Here is a 21276-nt window from a genome sequence, read left to right as displayed (position 1 = left end):
CGTTAATGCTGTGCTGCCGCTTCCTTCTTCCGTTTGTTTCTCTTCGCGGCAATCTCTGCGCAGACCCACAGAACCAGCGGGATCCCTACCTGGAAGGGAAGCGCATATATTTTATAGATATGATAGGCGAAATACTGCATCTCCATAATATCCTTATATACGAAATCGGCGAAATAAATCATAATCAGCCCGATCTGCAGCACCACGGATCGGTAGCTCTTCAGCTTGAATATCTTGGCTACCCCATTGCTGGCCATATACAGACAGAGACTTACCTTAACAAAGATAGCCGTCACAAAGATAAACGACACCGAACCCTCAATTCTAGTCAGGAAATCACCCACATTGATCCGGCTGATCGCTACATAAGTAGGAAAATACAGCGTAGAAAGCGTATCCGGTCCCAGCATCAGCAGATTGCGCAGCGAGACCAGAAGAATAATGCCCCCCGAGTAAAACAATCCGCCCAGCATGATTTTCCTCGCATTCGCCTTCTCCGGCAGCACTGTAAACGCCCCCAAAAAAACGACAATCTCGGCAAACGGAAAGGTGAAGGTCCCCATAGTATCCGTGAAGACCAACGGCCATCCGTTGTCGATCAGCGGCAGCAGATGATGGAACTGAAACTTGGGGATACATAACAGCTGAACAATGACCGTAGCCGCAATGGTCAGCAGCACCAGAAACTTGGCGCTTCTTCCAAGCACCTCAAGCCCCGCCTTGACCACCCAGATACATAACAGCCCTATGCATAACATAGGGGCTAACATCGGAGTGGCGGTTAAAGCAACCGTCTTGCTGAATTCTCCGAAATTACGCAATATTAGCGCTCCCAGATGCATGGCATACCAGATATACAGACAGGAGAATAACCTGCCGAGTATCCCGCCAAAGACAGTGATCAGCATATCAAACAGATCCCGGCCCGGAAAAAGCGTATGCAGGCGCGCATACAGCAGCATCAGCGGAAATGCCAGCACCATCGCAAACAGGATGGAAATCCAGCTGCTGTTGCCGGAGGAGCCCGCTACCCCCATAAACAAGGATGTCCCTGTAACAAACAGGATGATAATACTGACGGAGTGTCCTGAGGGTATCGTTTCCTTTCCCATGCTATCACCTGCCTTTTCGGGAAGATCCATTAAATGATCAGTAGAGTTTTTTGATCCAGCTGACGATCAGCGGGGAAGGACTGGGTATTACCCAGTGCATGGCCAACGCAAAGGCCAAACCAAAGGAGAGTACGCTCAGGATGGCGCACACATAGAAATCCCGCTTCATTCCCTGTTTTAACAATCCATAAGGGTCTGCCCATATAACAACGCCATAGATAAGCACTGCATAGATTACCACTTTAATCTCCCATCTTTATCGATCTTGAGGTTTTGGCACTGCTCCTAATGACCACCTTGGCCTCCACTTCTATGTCCATTTCGGCAAATTCCTGCGGCCAATTCTTGCTGATCTTCTTCCAGAGCTTCGGCATCTCCTGATGCACAATTTCACCGTAACCAAGTACATCGGCATGGTATTCTTGCTGCAGCTTCTGAATGATGGCGGCAATCCGCTGGCGCACCTCCTCCTCCCCGCGCTGCTCAATACTTTGTACATCGCTGAAATTGTTGAAGCCTTCTGCTGTCATGACTTCGTCCAGTCCTGTTTCTACTAAGACCTGAACATGCATCTGCAGCCGGCCATTGACCCATCGCGGCTTTAATTTAGTTGCGCTCTTGAGAATCTCCAGTGAATAGGTAGGAACGCCGGATTCGTTACCCACCACCAGTACGCCGCCCTTCACATCATCCTTGGCGAACAGCAAGTATTTGCTCTCTTCTCCGCTGACTATGCCTACCATTTTATCGTTGGAGAAGATAGCTGTCCCATACACACGTTCATTCTTCTGCTTATTGTTCGCATAGATAGACACGATAGGAGCCATAGCAGACTTCCCTTCACTCTCCAGCTTGTCGATGAAATCCCAGATCTCCACCACCGGCGCGGTGCTAACATGAGTTTCGTTACGCATCATCTGTGCCAGCTCGAAGGACATGATCATCTCTGAGGTGCCGTTCATATTAAGCAGGGCTCTGGCCGTCGGCTCACCGGATACATAAATGTACACATCTGATCTGGTTTCGGTATCTCTGCTGTACCAGTCGATCACCCGGATCACGCCTTCCCTGGCAATTTCTTCACTGATAATAATGGCCTTGGAGTGGCTCCAAAACAATTTCTTGCCGGTCATGGAGATCATATTGCGCACAATATCGAACATAGTGTCGCCGGATAGAGTCACAATCTTGAAGCTGGCCTGATTCTGCTGCAGCTCTCCTTTGGTATCGAACAGCTCGGTGGTTATCAGCAGTTTGCCGGCCTTCTTGTCCTTGTCGATGGCTACCCCGGCCACAATGGACATGTCATCGACCTCGGCATAATTCCAGCAGCCGGAAACGCCAGGAAGCAGCAGCAGCAAGGACAACAGCAGCAAGGAGGGCCTGTATGAGCTCATGGACGTCTACCTTTGGCCTTCGGCTGCTTTCTTCTCCTATTGCGAACGCCAATGAAGGCCGGACGGGTGTACATATCCCACCAAGGCGCACGAATGGCGGTATCCTTAATATCCTGCGGACGAATGGACCCTACCCCCAGCATATAAGGAACTCCGAAGGAGCGCAGACTCATCAGATGGATCACTAGTGCAAGCAATCCAAAGAAATAGCCATAGATGCCGAAGAAAAAGCTGCTGAGCAGCAGCAGTAATCTGACTACAATCAGCGGACCAGTCAGCCGGGGATTGAGCAGGGTCGTGATTCCCGTAAGTCCCACCACAATAACCATGGGTGCACTGACAATTCTGGCATCTACGGCTGCCTGGCCCAGCACCAGCGCACCTACGATACTGACCGCTTGGCCAATCGCCGTCGGAATCCGTGCGCCAGCCTCGCGGAGGACCTCGAAGATGGTCAGCATAAGAATGGCCTCCACTACGGTTGGGAAGGGTACCGATAGTCTGGCAGTAGCTATGCTGAGCAGCAGAGTAGTGGGCAGCATCTCCTGGCTATAGGTGACCAGAGCCACATAAACCGCCGGTACGCTGATCGAGAGGAACGCGCCGACGATTCGCAGCATTCTGTTGAATGAGGAAAAATAATAGTTGATATAATAATCCTCACTGGCCTGGAAATTCTCCACAAATACATAAGGCAGGGTTAGGGCGAACGGACTGCCCTCTACCAGTACGGCAAAACGCCCTTCCATGATCTTGCTGACCACAGCATCGGGACGTTCCGTACTGCCCAGCATTTCAAAAGGGGAATACGGCTCGTCTCTGATCAATTCCGCCAGATAACCGGTGTCCAGGATATGGTCGATATCCACTCTGGAGAGACGGCTCTGCAGCTCTTTGAGAATATCCGGAGAGGCCAGGCTCTCCATATAACAGATACAGGCCTGGGTCTTCGAGCGGCTACCAACCTCACTGAATATAAATTTCAGGTCATCGTTCAGTACTCTGCGGCGGATGAGGGTCAGGTTCACTACCATCGATTCAGTGAAGCCTTCGCGTGGTCCCCGTACTCCTTTTTCAGTGGTAGGCTCGGTGATGGCCCTTGTTTCCCAGCCTTGTGCATTCACAATCAGCGCACTGGAATCCCCCTCCAGAAGGAGCAGCGTCTTGCCGCCTACGATGGCCGCTATGACCTCATTCAGGTGCGAGGAAACGGTCACATCACTGGCATTAATCACCTGTGAACGGACTTTCTTCATCAGATTCGCCGCTTCTCTGCTGTCCTCCTCTGTGAATTCGAACGAACTCAGTGGCTGAATGATGCCTTCCTGGATCAGCTCTCTGTCAATCATCCCATCAATATAAATCAAGCCGAACCGAAGCTGGCTCCACCATTTATTCTCTATGACTCTGATTCTGAACGTACCGTCGTTATGAAAACGTTCTTTGAGCTGTTCAATGGTTTCATCCATAGACTTACTTAGCATCCGGCCCGTTTCTATATTCATTTCCGGACGGGGGGTGTTGCCTTCAGGTGGTTGGTTCTCCATAGCAGTCACTCCTGTCAGCGTTGGCTTTCCTTGAAATTATCCCCAGCTTGCGATACTCCTATGCGCCTAATAGGTGCTTAGGTTCCCTGCTTTCTCCTGGGTGAACAGCAATAGCCGCTTCCCTGGACCGGGAAGCGGCTTCTGAATATTTACTGATTTTTTACCTAATTAATAAAAGTGTTATGCACTCGTCTCGATCGGATCATATAAGGAATCCAGATGATGCAGGAAACCAGCATTCGGGCAATTTCCTGGGTGGAGTTCGGTTCATTCATGTCCTTCAGAATCTGAATATTGTCCATCAGTACATAGTCAATAATCAGCACCAGCAAATTACCGGCATAATAGAAAATCATCCAGCGCGGAAAGGTCGCTTTCTTCCTGTACATCAGCACCAGCAGAAATACCGCGCCCAACAGGAAAAAAATATTGGCTGCAGCTTCGAAGATCAGCGCCGGCTTCCAGAGCGGATCATAGGCCGCACTGCCCGGAGTGGTCAGCACATCCCATATCTCCGGCTGAAAAGCGGGAATGACGTAATTGATAATTAAGGATACCAAACGGGCTATCGAAACATACAGCCCCAGCTGCACCAGAATCATCCACCCGCCCAGCCCCCTCGGTGAATCAGGCTTCAGCTCTATCCTGTCATAACCTGGTTGAATCATCCCCATACTGTACACATCCTCTGTTATTGTCTTTGGCTTCTTGAACGATTATGCTGTTTATAAAGTCGGTTCCCATAGATAAGGAGTCCCGTATGACACCATTCACAGAGAAAGTAATCCGTATTATCCAGTCCATTCCGGAGGGGAAAGTGATGACTTACGGAGGGATTGCCCGTGCTGCAGGAAGTCCGCGCGCTGCCAGGCAGGTCGTCCGCATCCTTCATTCCATGAGCCGCAGCTACAAGCTGCCCTGGCACCGTGTAGTTAATGCCAAAGGGGCCATTTCGCTGACAGAGGACGAAGCCCACTCACAGCAGTTGCTGTATTTGCTGGGCGAAGGGATCGTTATGAATGCCTTGGGCTTAATTGATCTGGAGCATTACCAGCACCACCCTGAACTGGACATAGACGACGAACCGGGAAGTGGACCGAATGGCCCAGCCTAGAAGCGCCGTCCACCGGTTACCCGCTGCTCTCCTTTACCGAGTACATTCAGCAGGCAGTACAGCGTAGCATAGATAACCAGCAGCACAAATGCCACAAACAGGCTGAAAAACACCGACTGCCGGTTAAGGCTGTCCAGTACCAGCTGAATCAATTGCTGCCGGTCGGTCAGCACATCCCAGCTGTTCAGCCGGTATACGCGGCCCAGCAGCACACCATATCCGCCCAGCAGGCAGGCGGCCAGTACGAATACCCAGGACAGCAGCAGGCTGGTTCTGCGGTAGATTACGGTCTGGAACTGGTATAAGGAGAAGAACCCGGTCAGCCAGGCGCTCCAGGTGAAGAGCAGCAGCGTAACCAGATCATACCAATACCGGCTGACGATCTCTCCGTCTACGATATATTTACCCTTTCTTACCGTCAGATGCACCAGGTCAGTCATAATATAGGGAGCATTGGGGAAGAACAGCAGCCAGGCCACACCGAGCGGAAGCAACAGCAGGCCTAGGATTCTGCGCTTATCCAGCTCATAGGCTGACATGGAGAACAGAAACGGAACCCACGCCAGGAACAGATTCCAGAGCAGAAAGGCAAAGAAGCTGTCGGTTTGCAGCGATACCATCCGGTATACGCCAAGGGTAGCGCCAGACAAAAGGGCTAGCAGTATAAATACCTTCGGATAATTCAACTCTCTCATCGGTTAGTTTACTCCTTAAGGATTAGAGATGATGGGGCATATACTCTTCATTGTACAAATTTGGCTGGAGATAGTCCATGTGGTGGACGGAGGAATCTAATATAGGCTACCTCCCGGTTTTATGTTTATGCAGACTGAGGAGTGGCTATATGGCGTTTGGTGCTTATGCGGGACTTAGGCGTGGCTATTTGGGCGTTTGGTGCTTATGCGGACTGAGGCGTGGCTATTTGGGCGTTTGGGTGCTTATGCGGACTGAGGCGTGGCTATTTGGGCGTTTGGGTGCTTATGCGGACTGAGGCGTGGCTATTGGCGCAAAATGAGTACCTTTCGAGTTACTATTAGGCCTTGGGATGAGGAGAACGATCATGTGAAGCATCGCGAACTTAACTCCGTGGTGGCTTCATCAGCTGGACTATGATTTAGTTGCGAAAGTGCATCTAATTGGCGGATTTTTTGTGTTTTAGAGGAAATAAGTGCAAAAAGGCATCTAATTTGGGCTTCCGAGCCAAATAAGCTTGATTTACTCGAAATTAGTTGCAGTTTCGCACTTAATCATCCGCTAGCGCAGGATTTCGTTGAAATTAGTTGCAGTTTCGCATCTATTTGCTCCGAACGTTCCAGGTAACATTCGAAATCCCCGCTGGGACTAAGTAGTAACCATTTCGGGAGTGATTTATGCCAAGTGATCTAGGCCAATGAAGTAGCTATTTATGCCATGTAAGCGCGCTGTATTCCGAACCCCGGCGAAAGCGGCAGACATGCCGAGTAACAACCTATGGCTCGTCGACAGGAGCGGGGGCGCTGCGGGAAACTTGACGTATTGCGACTGCAGGATCGCGAGCCTGCCAACTAATACAAACAGAGGCCCCCGACGCTGAGCGCGTCTGGGGGCCTCTGTTACATTCTATCTTGGCTACGGCTCAGATGCCGCCGCTTAATTCACGGGCCACGCCGGGCAGTACGCGCGGCTTATGCCCGCGCGGTGCGGAAGCCGTGTCCATCGCGGACAAGGCGGCGCACTCCCTGAAGGCGGCGTGGCTGCAGCCGATGCATTTGCCGCAATCGATGCTTCCCAGTGCAGCATTGATTGCTTCACCGGTATGCTCGAAGAACTGGGCTGCGCCGATGGTATCGTACAGCCCGGTCTTCTTCAGCAGCTCCAGCGCCTGCGGCTGGATGCTTGAGATCAGCAGCTTGCCTCCGCCCTGCTGCAGCTGCTTCACCAGCTCCGCCAGATTGGACTCGCCGGTAGTGTCCATAAACGGCACCTTGCCCATGCGCATCAGGATAATCTTGGGCTGCTGCGGTCCGAAGCCCGGCATGGTATTCTCAAAACGGTAGGCTGCGCCGAAGAACAGCGGACCCTCCACATTATAGATTCCTATCTGCGGACAGTCATGATTCTCCGTCACCATATGCGCTTCTACCTTGACCGATGACGGATCGGGAAGCACCTTCGATACCAGGTGGACCTCACCCATCCTTTTGACAAACAGGACGACCGCCAGCACCAGCCCTACTTCAACCGCCAGTGTCAGATCGGCAAATACGGTCAGCAGGAACGTAATGCACAGCACCAGCGAGTCCCCGGTCCGGGTCTTCAACAGATGCAGGAATGCCTTGCGTTCGCTCATGTTCCAGGCTACCACCATCAATATCGGTGCCATGGCTGCGAGCGGAATATTGGAAGCATACGGAGCGAACAGGAGCAGAATCAGAAATACCACTACGCCATGAACGACACCCGACACCGGAGATACAGCTCCGTTCTTGATGTTGGTAGCTGTTCTGGCAATCGCGCCGGTGGCAGGAATGCCGCCGAACAGCGGTGCAGCGATGTTAGCAATCCCTTGGCCGATCAACTCCCGGTTGCTGTTGTGGCGGGTGCTGGTCATGCCGTCTGCTACCACGGCCGAGAGCAGGGATTCAATGGCGCCCAGCAGGGCAATGACAAATGCCGGCCGAATGAGCAGCCGGATACGTTCCCATGTAATCACCGGAATATGGAAGCTTGGCAGCGTACCGGGAATATCTCCATAAGCCGAGCCAATGGTTGTTACTTTGCCGCTGAAGAAGAGGACCGCCATGACCGTTGCACAGAGCAAACCGACCAGTGACCCGGGCACCTTGGGGGCAAACCGGATCGTTAACATCACCACAGCCAGGCAGATGCCTGCCGTCAGAATGCTGTAGCCGTTAATCGTCGACAGATGAAGACCGATCTCTTTCATATTGTCCACAAAGCTCTCATGCCGCTCCATGTCCCTTAGTCCGAGAAAGTTGGCAATTTGCCCGCTGAAGATAATAACTGCAATTCCTGCAGTGAAGCCTATCGTTACCGGCCTTGGGATAAATTTGATCAGCACACCCAGCTTCAGCAAGCCCATAATGACAAGAATTACACCTGCCATCATCCCGGCAATCAACAGATTCTCATAACCGTACTCCATGCCAATGGCGAACAGAATCGGAATGAATGCCCCTGTTGGGCCGCCGATCTGGAAGCGGGAACCGCCGAACAACGAGATTAGAATACCGGCAACGATAGTAGTGTAAATTCCATATTCCGGTTTCACACCGGAAGCAATAGCAAATGCCATCCCAAGTGGGATGGCAATAACGCCGACGATTGTCCCTGAAATAATATCCTTGCGCAAAGAGGCAAGATTGTAGCCTTTGAAACGGCCGCGCCCTGTCATGATTTAACCTTCTTTTCTCTAAATATCTGATTATTTGAATATAAGAGAAACATTACTCCTGACTTCCCTTATTGTCAACGTAAAAATGCCTGGACACCGCCCGTTTCTACTCGCCGCGGATGCCCTCCAGCATGGAAATGGCATTTACCAGATGGTTATCGAAAATTTGCTTGGCTACAGCCAGGAGGTCTTTGATCAGGGGGTCGCGCAGAGAGTAAATTACCGTGGTGCCTTCCTTGGTGCTGGCTACAACATTTTTGGCACGCAGAACCGCCAGCTGCTGGGATACGGCAGAGCCCTCGGAGCCAAGAATGGCCTGCAGCTCATTTACATTCTTCTCGCCCTCGCTGAGAAGTTCCAGAATACGGATTCGCATTGGATGGGCGAGCGCTTTGAAGAATTCAGTTTTGAATTGCTGGATATCGCTGTTCATCACACGTTTGCTCCTTATTGCTTTACTTCTGAAACTGTTACCATCTTAGCACATATTCGCCCCAATAGAGAACGAACGGGATTACACACTATAGAACGTGAACTTAAGATATAAAGGGATAGATCCGCACTTCTGAAGCGCTCAACTCCACACAGCTGCCCAGCATCATCGGTTCCCCCATACATTCGAACATCAGCAGATCCTGGCCCAGCCGCAGAAATCCGGTACCATCCTCTTCAATATTCTCCAGTATGCCGGTAAACACCACCCGTTCGCCCTCCAGACGAATCGCAGGCGCAGCAGGCGGAACCGGCACTATATCCACCCATCTCATCAGCAGCTCCGGCAGCTCAAACTCCACCTGGCTCTCAGCACCCACCGCTGCCGCCTGAGGTCCCTGCCAGATGCCCCGTCCCTCACCACAGCCTGCAGTGAAATACACCTCATTGCTCTTCAAACCCTGTCTGACAATTGTTATATACATGACCTGCTCCGCCTTCATTGGTTACTTGGGATCTTGACTATTATACCTGAACATCGCAAATTCTGCCGCTTGTACCCATTCATATCCCTCAAAAACAAACAGCATTCCCCAAGCCGCACAGGCCTGTGGAATGCTGTCGATTTCAAGCATGATTTCATTTATTTATTACTTGTTAACCTGTTCACCGTTGAATACCTTCAATTCAAGCGGCGCAGTCAGGAACTCACTGGCTTTGCCTGCGAAGGCAGTGAAATGGCTGCTGGTATTGTGGGCGGAAATCGCCTCGGAATCGCGCCAGGTCTCCACCATGATAAATACATTTTCCTTATCGGCATGCTCGTACAGCTCATAGAACAGGCTGCCTTCCTCTGCATGAGTTGCTGCAATCATGGGTTTAACCTCTTCCATAAACTGCGTACGGCGCTCCGGGTTTACATACATTGTTGCATGGACAATGATCATTGTTAGTTCCTCCTCTTATTTCCACTCGGTGATTCGGTCAATCGGCAGACGTACGGAGGCATAGCCTTCTTCAGCCGCTTTGCCGATAGACAGCAGCATAACTGGGATGTAACGCTCTTTATCCATGCCGAAGATTTCTCCAATCTGCTCTTTGTCATAACCGCCGATAGGGTTGGTATCATACCCATGGGCACGGGCTGCAAGCATCAGCTGCATGGATACCAGACCGGCATCAATGAGTACGGTATCCTTGTTCACTTCATGCGGCAAGGTCGAGAAGTGTTTGGACAATCCGCCCATCTGGCGTTCCTTCACCTCGGCCGGCATCAATCCGCGCTCCACAGCTGTTCCATAGATTTCTTCAGCATAATCGAAATTGTTCAGATCTCCAAATACGGCAATCATGGCTGCGGAGGTTTCATTCTGCAGTTGATTGAATTTCACCAGAGGCGCCAGCTTGGCTTTGCCTTCCGGGCTGTCAATCACCAGGAAACGCCATGGCTGCATATTGACCGAAGAAGGAGCAAGTGTAGCTTCGGTTAGAATCTCGGTCATTTCCTCTTTGCTGATCTTGACGGACGGATCGTATTTGCGGATGGAGCGGCGGCCGGTAATAATGTCTGTGAAATTATTGTTTTTTGTAGTATTCATGATTCATTTCTCCTTTAAAATATGATGGGTGTGTTGGTAAAGCGGATTACAGCAGGTCGATATTGTGCTGAAGCCGCTCAAGCATATCTATAAGCACAGTCTGCTCCCGACTATTGAAGCCCGTTAGCAAGGTGCTGATAAAAATTTTATTCTCCTGCCGGTATGAAGCTATATGTTCCCTGCCATGCTCTGTAAGCGAGACAAGAGTGACCCTGTTGTCAGCAGGATTATTGCGCCTGGATATCATCCCGCTCTCCTCCAGTCCTCGAAGATGCCGTGTGACGGCAGCCGCATCGATTTCGATCTGCTTCTGCAGGGCGATCTGGCTGATCTCCTCCACCTGAAAGAGCTCTTGAAGAACACGAAAGCGTGTGGGAGTAATGCCGGCACAACGCTCGAATTTAGGACTGATGCCCTTGTTCAATACCTGTAGCAGTTCAAGGATACGGTCTTCTTCAGGCTGTTGTTCCGTCAAAATAAACCTCCTCCGCGATTTAAGTTGTGTCAAATCTTATTTACTAAAATTATATTACACCTAAATGCTTGACCCGTCAACTAATATAATAAACTTTCTGTCCGAGACTCCGATGTTGCTTTTACGGAGAGACATCCTGTAGTCTGAATCTTATAAAGGAGGCCGAACTATGCGCATATCTCTGATCCAGTTCGATATAGCATTTGGCAATCCGGGGGCGAATTATGCTGCTGCCCAGCAACTAATTCATCAGGCTGCCGCCGATAAACCGGATTGCATCATCCTGCCTGAGCTGTGGACCACCGGTTATGACCTGCAGCGCTTGACCGAAATAGCCGACCCCGACGTCCGGGATACCCAGCTTCTGATGTCCGGGCTGGCCAAGCAATACGGGGTCAACATTGTGGCCGGCTCTATAGCCAGCCGCCGCTCTGACGGCATAACGAATCGGATGCTTGTGTTCGACCGCCAGGGCAGCCTTGTCGGTGACTACAGCAAGCTCCATCTGTTCCGGCTGATGGATGAACATCTATACCTGCAGCCGGGAGAAGCCAAAGGGCTGTTTACAATCGACGGCACTCCATGCGCAGGCTTGATCTGCTACGATATCCGGTTTCCGGAATGGGTGCGTGCGCATACGGCGTTGGGTGCGGAGGTATTGTTCATCAGCGCGGAGTGGCCGCTGCCCCGCCTCTCCCATTGGCGCGCCTTGCTGATCAGCCGGGCGATCGAGAACCAGTGTTATGTCGTTGCCTGCAACCGGTCCGGAAGTGACCCGAGTAATGTTTTTGCCGGCCATTCCCTGATCATTGATCCTTGGGGGGAGATTGTCTGTGAAGCGGCGGAAGGGTCAAGCATCCTGTGCGGGGAGCTTGATCTGAAGCAAGTGCGGCAGATCCGCAGCCAAATTCCGGTATTCTCCGACAGGAGGCCGGAGCTGTATTGAATATCATGGAGGATTTATATCATTATTATGATGCATCGACGGGCCCGTTCCGCAATCTGTCCGACCTGACTGTGGAAGAAGCAGAGACGGTGCAGAGTGAGCTGCGCTTGCGGAAGAAAGGGTTCGCCAGCAAACGTGGGGATGATTATCTCGAGGTCCGGCGCGGACTGGAAGCCCTCACCCGGAAGTTATTCGTGGCTAAAGGGGGACGCCCGGTGCGGCAGTTCCCCCACTATATGACGCTCGGCAGCTGCCCGTGGCTGCTGGAATGGTATCCGCAAGGCAGACTGCTGCAGATTCCATTTACGGCCTTCCAGCCGGATACGATAAGCTTCACCTATGGCGATTTGTTTCCTACAATGAGACTCCAGGATGGGAAGCCCTATCGTGGCCAGGTGTATACAGCGGCCGAGATTGAAACGGTGATCCGAAAGTTCGGTCTGCCTCAGGTCTGGAACCGTACAGGCGCTCACGGACCGGAGCGTTATATTGAGGTTCAGGTCTGGGATGACAGTCCTCTCCCTTCATTCGCAGGCATGCCTGTGCGGGAATTCTGAGACATAGTCGAAGATCATCGCTTAGTTCGCAGGTGTTACATGTAACATGGGGAATTTCTACCGCTAACTCCGTCCTATCCGATTACTATTAGGTCCCGGCGAGGATTAGCTGGTTACTGTGGAACGTTTGGAGCAAATAGATGCGAAACTGCAACTAATTTCAGCCAGATCGTGAGCCAATGGTCGATTAAGTGCGATTCTGCAACTAATTCCGAGTAAATTGTTCCTATGGCGCTCAAAAGACCAAATTAGATGCCTTTTCGCACTTATTTCCTCCAAAATTCCAAAAATCCGCCAATTAGATGCACTTTTGGTTACTACTTAGGACCCTGCGAGACTCCAAGCCCTTGAACTAGGTAACCTGCATTCTAGCGGACCGTATAGCCCCTATTTCCTCCTATCTGCGATCTTTTGACGTCTTACGGACCGTATAGCCCCTAAGTCGTCAAAACAGACTCAAAAGCGAGGGTTTTCTGTGATATAGAGGCTCCTGGGTCCGTTAATCCTACAAAACGGCCTATGTACAGCAAATAGAGGCTCCTGAGTCCGCAACCGTCTGAAATCGAAGCGAGGATTACGAGCGAAGAGGGCTAGGGGACCTAAGTAGTAACCACTTTTGCAACTAAATCAATATTCCGAACTTCCTCATCATACGGGGGGTTGGGGGACTCGATAACACCATAACCCCCTCCAACCGTTGCCCGTCCCCTGATCAGCTCAAATACGCCTGAGCCGCGCCAAGCGGCTCAGGCGTACCGCTCCCGCAGCACCTGCGCAGCCTGCAGAACACGGGGATCGCTGTAGTTCAGCGCATATCCCGTGTCCTGCAGCAGGCCTTCCTGCGGGAGCAGGGTCACTCCCCGCCCGGCCAGGGCCGTCTTGACCCCCGCGGCGAAGGCTGCGGGGGAATCCGGTCCGCCCAGCTCGCCGAGGGCGGCTATGGTCTCCGGGATGACCCGCGGATACTCCAGCGAGTCGTCCCCTTCCGCAGCATCCGCATAGAAGCGGCGGACCAGCTCTCCGCGCTGCGCTCCGAGGCCGGAGACGACCACAAAGGCATGCACAAAAAAGGCCTGGCTCTGCCGCCGCTGGGCAATGCCGCAGAACTTACGCCCGCCAATCGACAGATCAAAGTCGCCCGGGCAGTAGGAGCCCTTAATCTCATATGCCTCAATCTTCGCCGCCGCCTGCGGATGGCTTAAGGCAACCGCATCCGCGATTAATCCGGCCAGCAGCCGGAAATCGTCGTGGAAATCCAGCTTGCCGCGGCTCTTGGGCAGCAGCAGCGCGACATTTACCACTCCGGCATCCAGCGGCACCGCAGCGCCGCCGGAGTGCCGGACCGCCGTGCGCAGGCCTTCCTGCGTAAGGCTTGCCATCACTCGGGCAGCGCCGGGCAGTCTGCTGTCGCGCAGGCCTAGCGCAAGCCCGGCCGGATGGCTCCAGAGATGCAGCGCCGGCGGGGCATGACCGCTGCCGATATCCCGGCAGAGCATCTCCTCGAAGGCAAACGGGATCAGCACATCACCAGCCTCACCCTTATTAGACTGCGTATCCATAGACTGTCTACCTATTAGCTGCTCTTGCCCGCCCTGCAACAGCTGATCCTCTTCGACCTGAAGATGCTCAAAGACCGCCATCAGCGGAGGAAGCTGCGCCCCCGCCCTTGTCCCTGCCGGATTAAATCGTCCACTGATCATGAATAATGCCCGCTAGTCTCCACTGACTACCTTCTTTCTGGAACACGAGCCGCAGACTTTCCCAGTCCATACCGGCGTACTGCGGATCGAATCCGTCATAATGATATTCCACCACAATGGCGTCCGGGTATACCTGATGCACATTGTTCAGCGTATTGCCCATACCTATCGTCTTATTGTAACCGATCTGCGGTGCGGCTGCGAAGTCAGAGCTGTAGATAAACTTCTCTGCATATTCGGCAAAAGTAAGCTTGATCGCCTCCCCGCTGCCATCGTAAGCGCCCCACACATAGGCTTCCTTGTCCTGTGCAGCATTAGCCAGCTGATCACGGCTCAGCACCCGGTCATTGCGGTCCACGTACCCGTAGGGTGAGAACCGTATACCCTGGGCGGTGCTCATCCCGGCGATGGCTGCCCAATCGCCGCTCTTCAGCGCAGCCACCGCCTTGTCCGCCTGCTCCTTAATCAGCTCGCGGGCTGTATCCGAGGCCAGCGGCAAGGTGATGGCCGCCGAAGCCGTCTTGGCACTCCAGGTCACCCTGCCGCCCAGACTTTCGGCCGAGAACCGCAGCGGTATATACATGACTCCCCGCTTCACTTCGGCAGGCGCATCCAACTCCGCCTGCCTGCCGTTCTTCAGCGCCGCAGAGCTGCCCGCCGTAATCCGCGCCTCATGGTCGCCGCGCTTCACGGTTGCTGTACGTGTGGCTGCGTCCCAGAGCACTTTCGCCCCTATTCCTTCCGCCATGCCTCTCAGCGGAACCATCACCCGCCCTCGCTTGATATAAGGGTTCGCCGCAAGAGTCAGCCTGCTTCCGTTGACCAGAATCCTGGGAACAGCCAGGCTCTCCGCTGCTGTTGTCCCTTCCGCCGGCGCTGCCGCCGCTGAAGCCAGCCATGCCCCTTCGCCTCCGCCTGCAGCAAGCACCACACCTAAGCTCAAGGCCAGTGCCAGATTTCTTGTTCTCATATTCCTTCAGCTCCTTATGTTCAAGAATTTGAATTCGTGTCATGATAACGCTATCCTTGTCTTATAAGACGATTACCCAAGCGATAAGGTTACGAACAAATGGCGTGCCCAAACCAACGTTCAGGAGTGATGCCGTGTGACAACCGAACAGCAGACCAAAGACCGCCAGTTAAGCAAAACCAGACAATGGGAGCAGGCGCTGGTCATTCTGTATGCCAATTTCCGCGATTACAGCAAGAAGGCACTCGACAAATTCGACGAGGAGGATATTCATCAGACGCGGGTTAACAGCCGCAAGCTACTGACCCTTTTATCCATCCTGGACCCGGAGCACACCTCAGGCCTCTATCCTGTATTCAAAAAATCCCAAAAACGACTGGGCAAGGTCAGAGATGCCGACGTGCTGATCGCCTCATTCAAGGACAGGCGCCAAGCAGCGAAACAGGAAGGCAGCAAGAAAGTTGCCGGGTTGCTGAAGGCTGTCATTAAACACCAGAAGGATAAGCGCAAGATCTACCGCAGGAAGCTCGCCGAGCAGCTGCCGAGACTGGTCAATAAAGAGCTGGATAGGCTGTGGGACACTTTTCTACGGGAGCAGTTGGAGCCGCTGGTATCCAAAAGAGACGCCAACGTTGTGATGCGGGAGCTGGAGGTGGCATTTGAGCAGCAGAAAAAAACCTGCAAGACCATCTTCCGCGAACAGGACAGCGGATCGGGAGAAGCTTTCGAGGCACTGCATCAGCTACGGATTGCTGCGAAGGAGCTGCGCTATACCGCCAGCAGTGCCTCATTCGCTCTAAGCCAGAAGTTTCATGCCCATGAGCAGATGTTCCAGGAGATTCAGGACCAGCTGGGCCTGATCAACGATAAGCGGGTATGGCTGGAAACGCTTGATTCCATTGGCCGCGAAAAGCTGGAGATAGGCCGCAAAACCTGGAATGCCTTCACCGATGCGCTGCGCGCCGAGGTGTTGGAAGCACTGCAGCAGAATGAAGTCGTGCCTGTGGCCACCAGAACGAAATCATAAATAACCCTCTTTCCTCATATATAGACAGGCAGCAGGTTTTCATTCCCTGCTGCCTGTCGTGTGACTACAGCCTGCCTGCCGCCCACATGCCGCCCCTAAGGATCATCTTGCGGAAAGGCTCGGAGGAGAAGGAGGGCAGATGATGTCCCGGCATCAGATACACCACACGGCCCAACCCGAAGGAATGGCACCAGGCCGCAGCTCTCATCGCTCCGTCATGCGGATATTCTGCCAGGATGGTCGATTCGAAATGCGGTGTCCGCTCGAAATAATATGGCTCATCCTCAATTACGAAATCATCAATCCCCTGCATAATGGGATGCTCCCGCGCGGGAATACCGATCTGCAGAGCAGTATACTCGGGGTGGTGGGTAAAATGGGCTCCCAGCAGCAGCCCCAGCTCCTGATTGCGCTGCAGTGAGATGCCGTTATGTACAGCAAGCAGCCCACCGCCTTCTGCAACATAGGAGAGCAGCGCTGCGCTCTGCTCTTGCGCCAGCGGAATATCGGAGAATTCGGTGTAGGCAATCACCAATTCATATTCAGCCAGCGTCTGCTTGGACAGCAGGCTGTAATCCTCCGAGCAATCCACCTGCAGCTCCGGAGCCATAATCTGCTCCAGCTCATGGTCCACACCGCTGAACGGATGGTATTTAACTTCAGTATAGCTTCCTAATGCCAGTGCTTTGCCGCTTCCCATCTCATCAACACCTCTCCTGAATAGTTGTCGTTCTCCGGCTGTTACCAGGGCCATGCCTGCCCATTCAGATCAAGATACGCCGGTTCTTCTCCCTTATATGCCGGATAGTCCAGTACAAGCTTCATAATCTTCCCGGCAGCCTCGTCAGCAGAATAATCCGCCTCATCCTTCTTCATGCCGCTCATATAGGTCTGCAGCCAGCCGGGATGGAAGACCATTACCTGTCCGCCCAGCGTCTTCAGATGGTTATGCATCAGGGAGGACTGCATATTCAGCGCTGCCTTGGACATACAGTACCCGTACATATTAATCCGCTGGTTGCTTCCGATGCTGCCTGCTTCGGAGGAAATATTCACGATCAGCTTATCCTCCCCCTGCAGGAGCAGTCCCATCAGAGCATTGCTAACCCGCAGCGCACCCAGTGTATTCACATTATAGATCTCCGCCATGGCTTCATCATCCATATCGACCAGCATCGTGGCATCGTCAGCGCTGCGGATAATTCCCGCATTGTTAATCAGCATGTCTACATGTCCGGTCTTGCCGGCGATAAGGCGTGCAGCTTGCTTGACGCTCTCCTTACGGCCGATATCCAGCAGGACCGGCTCCAGCTGCTGCGGGTATTCAGCTTTAAGCGCTTTCAGATTCTCCGAGTCTTCTCTATGCTGGCCGGCAAACACCTTATAATTTTGCTCCAGCAGAACACGGGTGATCGACAATCCCAGTCCCCGGTCGGTACCGGTCACACAAGCTACTTTGTCCATATCCTATACACTCCTGTCTGGTAAAAGCATCTCCTGGTCTCACTTCAATATCACCTTAGCATGGTGCTGTGCTTTTTTCAACGGGACCCTGGGCTGAACCCTTTTGATTTAATTTTGAACTATGTTACAATCATGATTACAGGTTGACAGCCATATGATATTGAGCACACTGACGTGTGCATTAGGAGGATGAACTTATGTCTATTCAACAGCTCCATTCCATCGAAGAACTGCACCAATATGTCGCACAGCCGGGCAAAAAACTGCTCTTCAAGCACAGCACTACCTGCCCGATCAGCGCCAAAGCCCACGAGGAATTCCAGTCTTATCTGAAGGATGCGGACACCACAGCTGCCGTCGTTCTGGTCATTGAAGACCGTCCGGTCTCCAATCAGATCGCCGAAGAGTTCGGAATCAAACATGAATCTCCGCAGATCTTCCTGCTGGAGGGCAGCGAAGTCAGCTGGAACACCTCCCACTGGAAAATCACGCGCGATGCCATCCAGCAGGCTGTGAGCCAATGAGCACTCCAGTTATCGTCTACTCAACTTCAGGCTGCAGCGACTGCAATCTGGTGAAGCAGTTCCTTACAGAGCAAGGCGTTCCCTTCGAGGTGCGGGATGTGATGACCAGCACGGTCTACCAGGATGAAGTGGAGAAACTCGGCTTCATGGGCGTTCCGGTCACTGTAGGCGGCGACCATGTTGTAAAGGGCTTTAACCTGCCTGAGCTTAAAGCACTGATCGAGGCCGCGGCTAAGTAATATAGGTGCTTCATACTTATAAGCACTATTTATACACTATCTTGTGTTTTACAAAAGGGGATCACTCCAGCCTATTGGCTGCGGTGATCCCCTTTTTTGCCACTTCTATAAAGCATTTAGTTGCGAAAGTGGTTACTACTTAGGTTCAGTCGGGTTTTAGAGTACTGCCCTGGAACCTTCAGAATAATTAGATGCGAAACTGCAACTAAATTCAGCCGAAACGTTCATCAGCAGGCGAATAAGTGCAAATCTGCAACTAATTTCGAGTAAATTACTCCTGGGATGCTCAAACATCCAAAATAGATGCGTATTCGCACTTATTTCCTCCAAAACAGAAAAATTTGGCTAATTAGATGCAGTTTCGCAACTAATTTAATGACTCAGACTTAGGAAAGCTATAACTTGCTCTTCTTTCTGCCTATGAAGTCAACTACAATCATGACCAGAGAGAGACCAATGGCTAGTAAGAAAGACGATCTGAGGTCGGACTCGATGATAAAGTAACTGAATAAGAACAAGGCTATAAAACCTATGAGATTTCTTAGTATCATTACATCATCTCATTTCATGTCATGGAATTCCCATTAACATACACGAACTCAATAAAATTGTAAACCTGCTTGCCCGTGTTACAACTCTGTCCATTCTGCCTATTAATATAAAGGTGTTATGGAAGAATCCCCCTCTGAAACCTTCCCATCTTCCCCCCCGTACTCTTTATCTACCTATGAATCCCTCTCACTCGCCCTCGGCGAGAAGAAGGAGCTCGAATACTATACCCGATACAGAGACACGTTGGGGCAATACGGTATACGTTCACTCCTGATGCCTTATAACCCAGCTTATGCGTAACAGAAACAGCCGCGGCATCCGCCGCGGCTGTTCTGTAGCTTTCTTGCCCGTTATGCTCTCTTACGTTCCTTCGCCAGACTCCACAGGGTTAAGAAGAAGGCCACTCCATTGATGCCGACCACGAATCCCTGAAAGTAATCGCGTACAGTGGATCCATTCGTATCCATCAAGGTACCAAAGATCCCCGCGCAGCGCAACACGCGTTATGACATCCTGCAGAAGTTCGACAATGCGAATGCGAAGAAAGACAATGATTTTGTAATTGATAGCTTTAAATTAACGCTGGCCTGTTACTATTCCTTCAAACGTGGAACGACAGACAAACGTTTTTGAATTGTTGTTATGGAGTGTAAACATTCGGATTTCCTTATTCAGGTGTGGTCTCTTTTTTTAGCTGCCGTAAACGATACATAGCTTTTGAAACGGTTATTAGGAGAGGTATGCATATTGCAATGCCTAAACCTTTAACTACATATGAAATTACAATTGGAACTTGTTCATTATTTAAAAAGTTTAGCCCTCGTGGTTTGCTCACAATAACCACAATAAGAATTCCAATAATAGAAAGTGTGAAAGTATTTCTGACTTTTTTATAATAAGAAATTTTATCGTTTTTATCAGTGAACAATTCGAAGGATTTCCCATCTGTTTTCTTCTCTAAAATAAGAATCTCTGAGTTAATGGTACCTGGAGCTGTTCTCACTCTAATTTTCCCTGCCAAATTGAGAGTAGCTTTGCCATAAGCTATTCTTCCAAAAGCATAGTTTTTAGTAAAAGTTCTAATCCCATCCTCACCCAATGACCGCCGATATTCTACTTGTTCTTGCAGCGATCTATCAGTAATCAATTCAACCTTGTAAGTAAATTCTGAAGGCTCACATTGCTCGAAATAATAAAATAATTTTGTGGTTTTAGTTAGTCTCAAACCCTGTTTTGCCTTTTCATTTAACCAATTTTCTTGTTTGTCCAAATCACTGAAAAAAATCCTGAATATTTTCATCATTTCCTTCCCCCTAACTTTTTTTCGAAATGTTAATTTTCGTAATCCAACTAACAACAATATAATGTATGGATCATTATCTATATAATATGGATTTATATGGAACAAATTTCAAGGTGATTCAAGGATATAATGTGAACATTCGATGGAATAATAGCTAATTAATTCCAGGATTATAATGTAATTAATTGACTTTAAATGGATGTGATGATATTTTTGCAAAGAGGCCTTAGGTACATTCTACTAGTTCAAATATTTAGTAAGCACTTTCTACTAAAGTTAGAACTCTGAGCTTTTCCAATACATAATTCTAGCTTCTTAACTCCAGCAGTAGATTTGAATGAAATAATATAAGGATACTCTTGAGTATCCTTATTATTATAATTAAGAAAAAAATGGAGGTGGAGGTGCATTGTTAATCTAATAAAAGTTGTCCACTTATTGAATCTTCACAAAAAACAGTATCTCTTTAAAAAGCTGCCTTTAAGTGACAGCGATTAATTCAGTAAAACATTAAATTAGGAGGAAGGATACTTATGTCAGCTACCTATGTAGGAAGAGGTTACGTAACACCCAATGCTACTGCTTGTCCAGGGTATGTCTGTGCTTTAAACGGACCATGTGGCGGGAATGCATGTGGAGCAGCAGCTTGTGGTGCAGTATCTTGTGGACTTGATGCTTGTGGTACTGCAGCATGTGCAACAAATGCCTGTTTACTAAATTTTTGTGCAGCAGACGCGTGCTGGGTTAATCTTACCCCACTCCCAGGACCTTTTGAAGCACCAGGAAGCAAGGTGTAGAAGAATGAAAGTTGAATATGTTGGATCTGCTTATAATTCATCACTACATAAACCTTTTGGAGGGGAAGTAATTGTAGCTGGCTTCTGTCCATTAGATCTTTGTATAAAAGATAGTTTGTGTAGTTTTT

At 50.7% G+C, this 21276-nt stretch carries 25 protein-coding genes; 7 read left to right on the top strand and 18 right to left on the bottom strand.

Annotated elements, in window-relative coordinates:
* Nucleotides 1-2: 2 nt before the first annotated feature.
* The 5 genes from B9T62_RS35000 to B9T62_RS34980 all read right to left on the bottom strand — a co-directional run bounded on the left by B9T62_RS35000 (nucleotide 3) and on the right by B9T62_RS34980 (nucleotide 4730).
* Nucleotides 3-1112, bottom strand: coding sequence for a GerAB/ArcD/ProY family transporter (locus B9T62_RS35000; protein WP_157794131.1), 1110 nt, complete (start codon nucleotides 1110-1112; stop codon nucleotides 3-5).
* A 37-nt stretch (nucleotides 1113-1149) separates the two neighbouring features.
* Entirely contained in the window at nucleotides 1150-1353 is a 204-nt protein-coding gene (locus B9T62_RS34995) for a hypothetical protein (RefSeq protein WP_087919468.1), read from the bottom strand.
* Between the two features lies 1 nt (nucleotide 1354).
* A complete protein-coding gene (locus B9T62_RS34990; RefSeq protein WP_087919467.1) occupies nucleotides 1355-2509 on the bottom strand; it encodes a Ger(x)C family spore germination protein in 1155 nt (384 codons plus the stop codon).
* Nucleotides 2506-4056: a spore germination protein gene (locus B9T62_RS34985; RefSeq protein ID WP_211296389.1), complete on the bottom strand. Its 1551-nt coding sequence runs from the start codon at nucleotides 4054-4056 to the stop codon at nucleotides 2506-2508. The genes B9T62_RS34990 and B9T62_RS34985 overlap by 4 nt, the downstream gene beginning before the upstream one ends.
* A 164-nt stretch (nucleotides 4057-4220) precedes the next feature.
* Nucleotides 4221-4730, bottom strand: a complete 510-nt coding sequence (locus B9T62_RS34980; protein ID WP_087919466.1) for a DUF2569 domain-containing protein — start codon at nucleotides 4728-4730, stop codon at nucleotides 4221-4223.
* Between the two features lie 86 nt (nucleotides 4731-4816).
* Here B9T62_RS34980 and B9T62_RS34975 point away from each other — a divergent pair, with 86 nt between their 5' ends.
* Nucleotides 4817-5170 (top strand): MGMT family protein, encoded by a 354-nt coding sequence (locus B9T62_RS34975; RefSeq protein WP_087919465.1) that lies wholly within the window; start codon nucleotides 4817-4819, stop codon nucleotides 5168-5170.
* On the opposite strand, the gene B9T62_RS34970 is transcribed toward B9T62_RS34975, so the two are convergent.
* The 7 genes from B9T62_RS34970 to B9T62_RS34940 form a co-directional block, all read right to left on the bottom strand.
* The gene (locus tag B9T62_RS34970; RefSeq protein ID WP_087919464.1) at nucleotides 5167-5865 is read right to left on the bottom strand and encodes a DUF1361 domain-containing protein; all 699 of its coding nucleotides are present in this window, start codon (nucleotides 5863-5865) and stop codon (nucleotides 5167-5169) included. The two genes, B9T62_RS34975 and B9T62_RS34970, sit on opposite strands and share 4 nt — an antisense overlap.
* Before the next feature lie 920 nt (nucleotides 5866-6785).
* Nucleotides 6786-8564 (bottom strand): SulP family inorganic anion transporter, encoded by a 1779-nt coding sequence (locus B9T62_RS34965; RefSeq protein WP_087919463.1) that lies wholly within the window; start codon nucleotides 8562-8564, stop codon nucleotides 6786-6788.
* Nucleotides 8565-8670: 106 nt separating this feature from the next.
* Nucleotides 8671-8997: an ArsR/SmtB family transcription factor gene (locus B9T62_RS34960; protein ID WP_087919462.1), complete on the bottom strand. Its 327-nt coding sequence runs from the start codon at nucleotides 8995-8997 to the stop codon at nucleotides 8671-8673.
* A 103-nt stretch (nucleotides 8998-9100) separates the two neighbouring features.
* Nucleotides 9101-9481: a hypothetical protein gene (locus B9T62_RS34955; RefSeq protein ID WP_087919461.1), complete on the bottom strand. Its 381-nt coding sequence runs from the start codon at nucleotides 9479-9481 to the stop codon at nucleotides 9101-9103.
* Between the two features lie 165 nt (nucleotides 9482-9646).
* Nucleotides 9647-9943, bottom strand: coding sequence for a putative quinol monooxygenase (locus B9T62_RS34950; protein ID WP_087919460.1), 297 nt, complete (start codon nucleotides 9941-9943; stop codon nucleotides 9647-9649).
* A 15-nt stretch (nucleotides 9944-9958) separates the two neighbouring features.
* The gene (locus B9T62_RS34945) at nucleotides 9959-10594 is read right to left on the bottom strand and encodes a nitroreductase family protein (RefSeq protein ID WP_425436624.1); all 636 of its coding nucleotides are present in this window, start codon (nucleotides 10592-10594) and stop codon (nucleotides 9959-9961) included.
* Between the two features lie 46 nt (nucleotides 10595-10640).
* Complete coding sequence (locus tag B9T62_RS34940; RefSeq protein ID WP_087919458.1) at nucleotides 10641-11069, bottom strand: MarR family winged helix-turn-helix transcriptional regulator; 429 nt, start codon at nucleotides 11067-11069, stop codon at nucleotides 10641-10643.
* A 169-nt stretch (nucleotides 11070-11238) separates the two neighbouring features.
* Between B9T62_RS34940 and B9T62_RS34935 the strand changes: the two genes are divergently transcribed.
* Together B9T62_RS34935 and B9T62_RS34930 are read left to right on the top strand one after the other, a co-directional pair.
* Nucleotides 11239-12015, top strand: a complete 777-nt coding sequence (locus tag B9T62_RS34935) for a carbon-nitrogen family hydrolase (RefSeq protein ID WP_087919457.1) — start codon at nucleotides 11239-11241, stop codon at nucleotides 12013-12015.
* A 5-nt stretch (nucleotides 12016-12020) separates the two neighbouring features.
* Nucleotides 12021-12572 carry a hypothetical protein gene (locus tag B9T62_RS34930; RefSeq protein WP_087920547.1) on the top strand — a complete coding sequence of 184 codons (552 nt, stop codon included), beginning with the start codon at nucleotides 12021-12023 and terminating at the stop codon, nucleotides 12570-12572.
* 746 nt (nucleotides 12573-13318) lie between these two features.
* Here the strand turns inward: B9T62_RS34930 and B9T62_RS34925 are convergent.
* Nucleotides 13319-14272: a lipoate--protein ligase family protein gene (locus B9T62_RS34925; protein ID WP_087919456.1), complete on the bottom strand. Its 954-nt coding sequence runs from the start codon at nucleotides 14270-14272 to the stop codon at nucleotides 13319-13321.
* Nucleotides 14253-15242 carry a copper amine oxidase N-terminal domain-containing protein gene (locus B9T62_RS34920; RefSeq protein ID WP_087919455.1) on the bottom strand — a complete coding sequence of 330 codons (990 nt, stop codon included), beginning with the start codon at nucleotides 15240-15242 and terminating at the stop codon, nucleotides 14253-14255. Before B9T62_RS34920 ends, B9T62_RS34925 begins: the two co-directional genes overlap by 20 nt.
* A gap of 136 nt (nucleotides 15243-15378) precedes the next feature.
* Between B9T62_RS34920 and B9T62_RS34915 the strand changes: the two genes are divergently transcribed.
* On the top strand, nucleotides 15379-16269 hold the full coding sequence (locus B9T62_RS34915; RefSeq protein ID WP_087919454.1) for a CHAD domain-containing protein: 891 nt from the start codon (nucleotides 15379-15381) through the stop codon (nucleotides 16267-16269).
* Nucleotides 16270-16333: 64 nt separating this feature from the next.
* Here the strand turns inward: B9T62_RS34915 and B9T62_RS34910 are convergent, their stop codons facing one another.
* Entirely contained in the window at nucleotides 16334-16969 is a 636-nt protein-coding gene (locus tag B9T62_RS34910) for a ThuA domain-containing protein (protein ID WP_087919453.1), read from the bottom strand.
* Between the two features lie 41 nt (nucleotides 16970-17010).
* The gene (locus B9T62_RS34905) at nucleotides 17011-17733 is read right to left on the bottom strand and encodes an SDR family NAD(P)-dependent oxidoreductase (RefSeq protein WP_087919452.1); all 723 of its coding nucleotides are present in this window, start codon (nucleotides 17731-17733) and stop codon (nucleotides 17011-17013) included.
* Between the two features lie 197 nt (nucleotides 17734-17930).
* Between B9T62_RS34905 and ytxJ the strand changes: the two genes are divergently transcribed.
* Complete coding sequence (gene ytxJ / locus B9T62_RS34900) at nucleotides 17931-18257, top strand: bacillithiol system redox-active protein YtxJ (RefSeq protein WP_087919451.1); 327 nt, start codon at nucleotides 17931-17933, stop codon at nucleotides 18255-18257.
* Complete coding sequence (locus tag B9T62_RS34895) at nucleotides 18254-18496, top strand: glutaredoxin family protein (protein WP_087919450.1); 243 nt, start codon at nucleotides 18254-18256, stop codon at nucleotides 18494-18496. The genes ytxJ and B9T62_RS34895 overlap by 4 nt, the downstream gene beginning before the upstream one ends.
* A gap of 902 nt (nucleotides 18497-19398) precedes the next feature.
* Here the strand turns inward: B9T62_RS34895 and B9T62_RS40105 are convergent.
* Both B9T62_RS40105 and B9T62_RS34885 read right to left on the bottom strand, forming a co-directional pair.
* The gene (locus B9T62_RS40105) at nucleotides 19399-19548 is read right to left on the bottom strand and encodes a hypothetical protein (RefSeq protein WP_169834483.1); all 150 of its coding nucleotides are present in this window, start codon (nucleotides 19546-19548) and stop codon (nucleotides 19399-19401) included.
* A gap of 167 nt (nucleotides 19549-19715) precedes the next feature.
* Nucleotides 19716-20351 carry a DUF2812 domain-containing protein gene (locus B9T62_RS34885; RefSeq protein ID WP_087919448.1) on the bottom strand — a complete coding sequence of 212 codons (636 nt, stop codon included), beginning with the start codon at nucleotides 20349-20351 and terminating at the stop codon, nucleotides 19716-19718.
* Nucleotides 20352-20884: 533 nt separating this feature from the next.
* On the opposite strand from B9T62_RS34885, the gene B9T62_RS41970 reads away from it, so the two are divergent.
* Nucleotides 20885-21148, top strand: coding sequence for a Cys-every-fifth RiPP peptide CefA (locus tag B9T62_RS41970; RefSeq protein WP_087919447.1), 264 nt, complete (start codon nucleotides 20885-20887; stop codon nucleotides 21146-21148).
* The last annotated feature ends 128 nt before the right edge of the window (nucleotides 21149-21276 follow it).

This window comes from Paenibacillus donghaensis (genome assembly GCF_002192415.1).
Taxonomy (GTDB): Bacteria; Bacillota; Bacilli; order Paenibacillales; family Paenibacillaceae; genus Paenibacillus_AQ; species Paenibacillus_AQ donghaensis.
The sequence above is the reverse complement of the archived record's forward strand: the minus strand, read 5'-3'. Positions and strand labels throughout refer to the sequence as shown.

Excerpts from the sequence above, each read along its gene's own strand:
- B9T62_RS34970 (WP_087919464.1), bottom strand. The coding sequence starts at position 5,865 with ATGAGAGAGTTGAATTATCCGAAGGTATTTATACTGCTAGCCCTTTTG.
- B9T62_RS41970 (WP_087919447.1), top strand. The coding sequence starts at position 20,885 with ATGTCAGCTACCTATGTAGGAAGAGGTTACGTAACACCCAATGCTACT.
- B9T62_RS34905 (WP_087919452.1), bottom strand. The coding sequence starts at position 17,733 with ATGGACAAAGTAGCTTGTGTGACCGGTACCGACCGGGGACTGGGATTG.
- B9T62_RS34950 (WP_087919460.1), bottom strand. The coding sequence starts at position 9,943 with ATGATCATTGTCCATGCAACAATGTATGTAAACCCGGAGCGCCGTACG.
- B9T62_RS34925 (WP_087919456.1), bottom strand. The coding sequence starts at position 14,272 with ATGATCAGTGGACGATTTAATCCGGCAGGGACAAGGGCGGGGGCGCAG.
- B9T62_RS34955 (WP_087919461.1), bottom strand. The coding sequence starts at position 9,481 with ATGTATATAACAATTGTCAGACAGGGTTTGAAGAGCAATGAGGTGTAT.
- B9T62_RS34930 (WP_087920547.1), top strand. The coding sequence starts at position 12,021 with ATGGAGGATTTATATCATTATTATGATGCATCGACGGGCCCGTTCCGC.
- B9T62_RS34920 (WP_087919455.1), bottom strand. The coding sequence starts at position 15,242 with ATGAGAACAAGAAATCTGGCACTGGCCTTGAGCTTAGGTGTGGTGCTT.
- B9T62_RS34895 (WP_087919450.1), top strand. The coding sequence starts at position 18,254 with ATGAGCACTCCAGTTATCGTCTACTCAACTTCAGGCTGCAGCGACTGC.
- B9T62_RS34960 (WP_087919462.1), bottom strand. The coding sequence starts at position 8,997 with ATGAACAGCGATATCCAGCAATTCAAAACTGAATTCTTCAAAGCGCTC.
- B9T62_RS34885 (WP_087919448.1), bottom strand. The coding sequence starts at position 20,351 with ATGATGAAAATATTCAGGATTTTTTTCAGTGATTTGGACAAACAAGAA.
- B9T62_RS34945 (WP_425436624.1), bottom strand. The coding sequence starts at position 10,594 with ATGAATACTACAAAAAACAATAATTTCACAGACATTATTACCGGCCGC.
- B9T62_RS34990 (WP_087919467.1), bottom strand. The coding sequence starts at position 2,509 with ATGAGCTCATACAGGCCCTCCTTGCTGCTGTTGTCCTTGCTGCTGCTG.
- ytxJ (WP_087919451.1), top strand. The coding sequence starts at position 17,931 with ATGTCTATTCAACAGCTCCATTCCATCGAAGAACTGCACCAATATGTC.
- B9T62_RS34935 (WP_087919457.1), top strand. The coding sequence starts at position 11,239 with ATGCGCATATCTCTGATCCAGTTCGATATAGCATTTGGCAATCCGGGG.
- B9T62_RS35000 (WP_157794131.1), bottom strand. The coding sequence starts at position 1,112 with ATGGGAAAGGAAACGATACCCTCAGGACACTCCGTCAGTATTATCATC.
- B9T62_RS34910 (WP_087919453.1), bottom strand. The coding sequence starts at position 16,969 with ATGGGAAGCGGCAAAGCACTGGCATTAGGAAGCTATACTGAAGTTAAA.
- B9T62_RS34975 (WP_087919465.1), top strand. The coding sequence starts at position 4,817 with ATGACACCATTCACAGAGAAAGTAATCCGTATTATCCAGTCCATTCCG.
- B9T62_RS34980 (WP_087919466.1), bottom strand. The coding sequence starts at position 4,730 with ATGGGGATGATTCAACCAGGTTATGACAGGATAGAGCTGAAGCCTGAT.
- B9T62_RS34985 (WP_211296389.1), bottom strand. The coding sequence starts at position 4,056 with ATGGAGAACCAACCACCTGAAGGCAACACCCCCCGTCCGGAAATGAAT.
- B9T62_RS34965 (WP_087919463.1), bottom strand. The coding sequence starts at position 8,564 with ATGACAGGGCGCGGCCGTTTCAAAGGCTACAATCTTGCCTCTTTGCGC.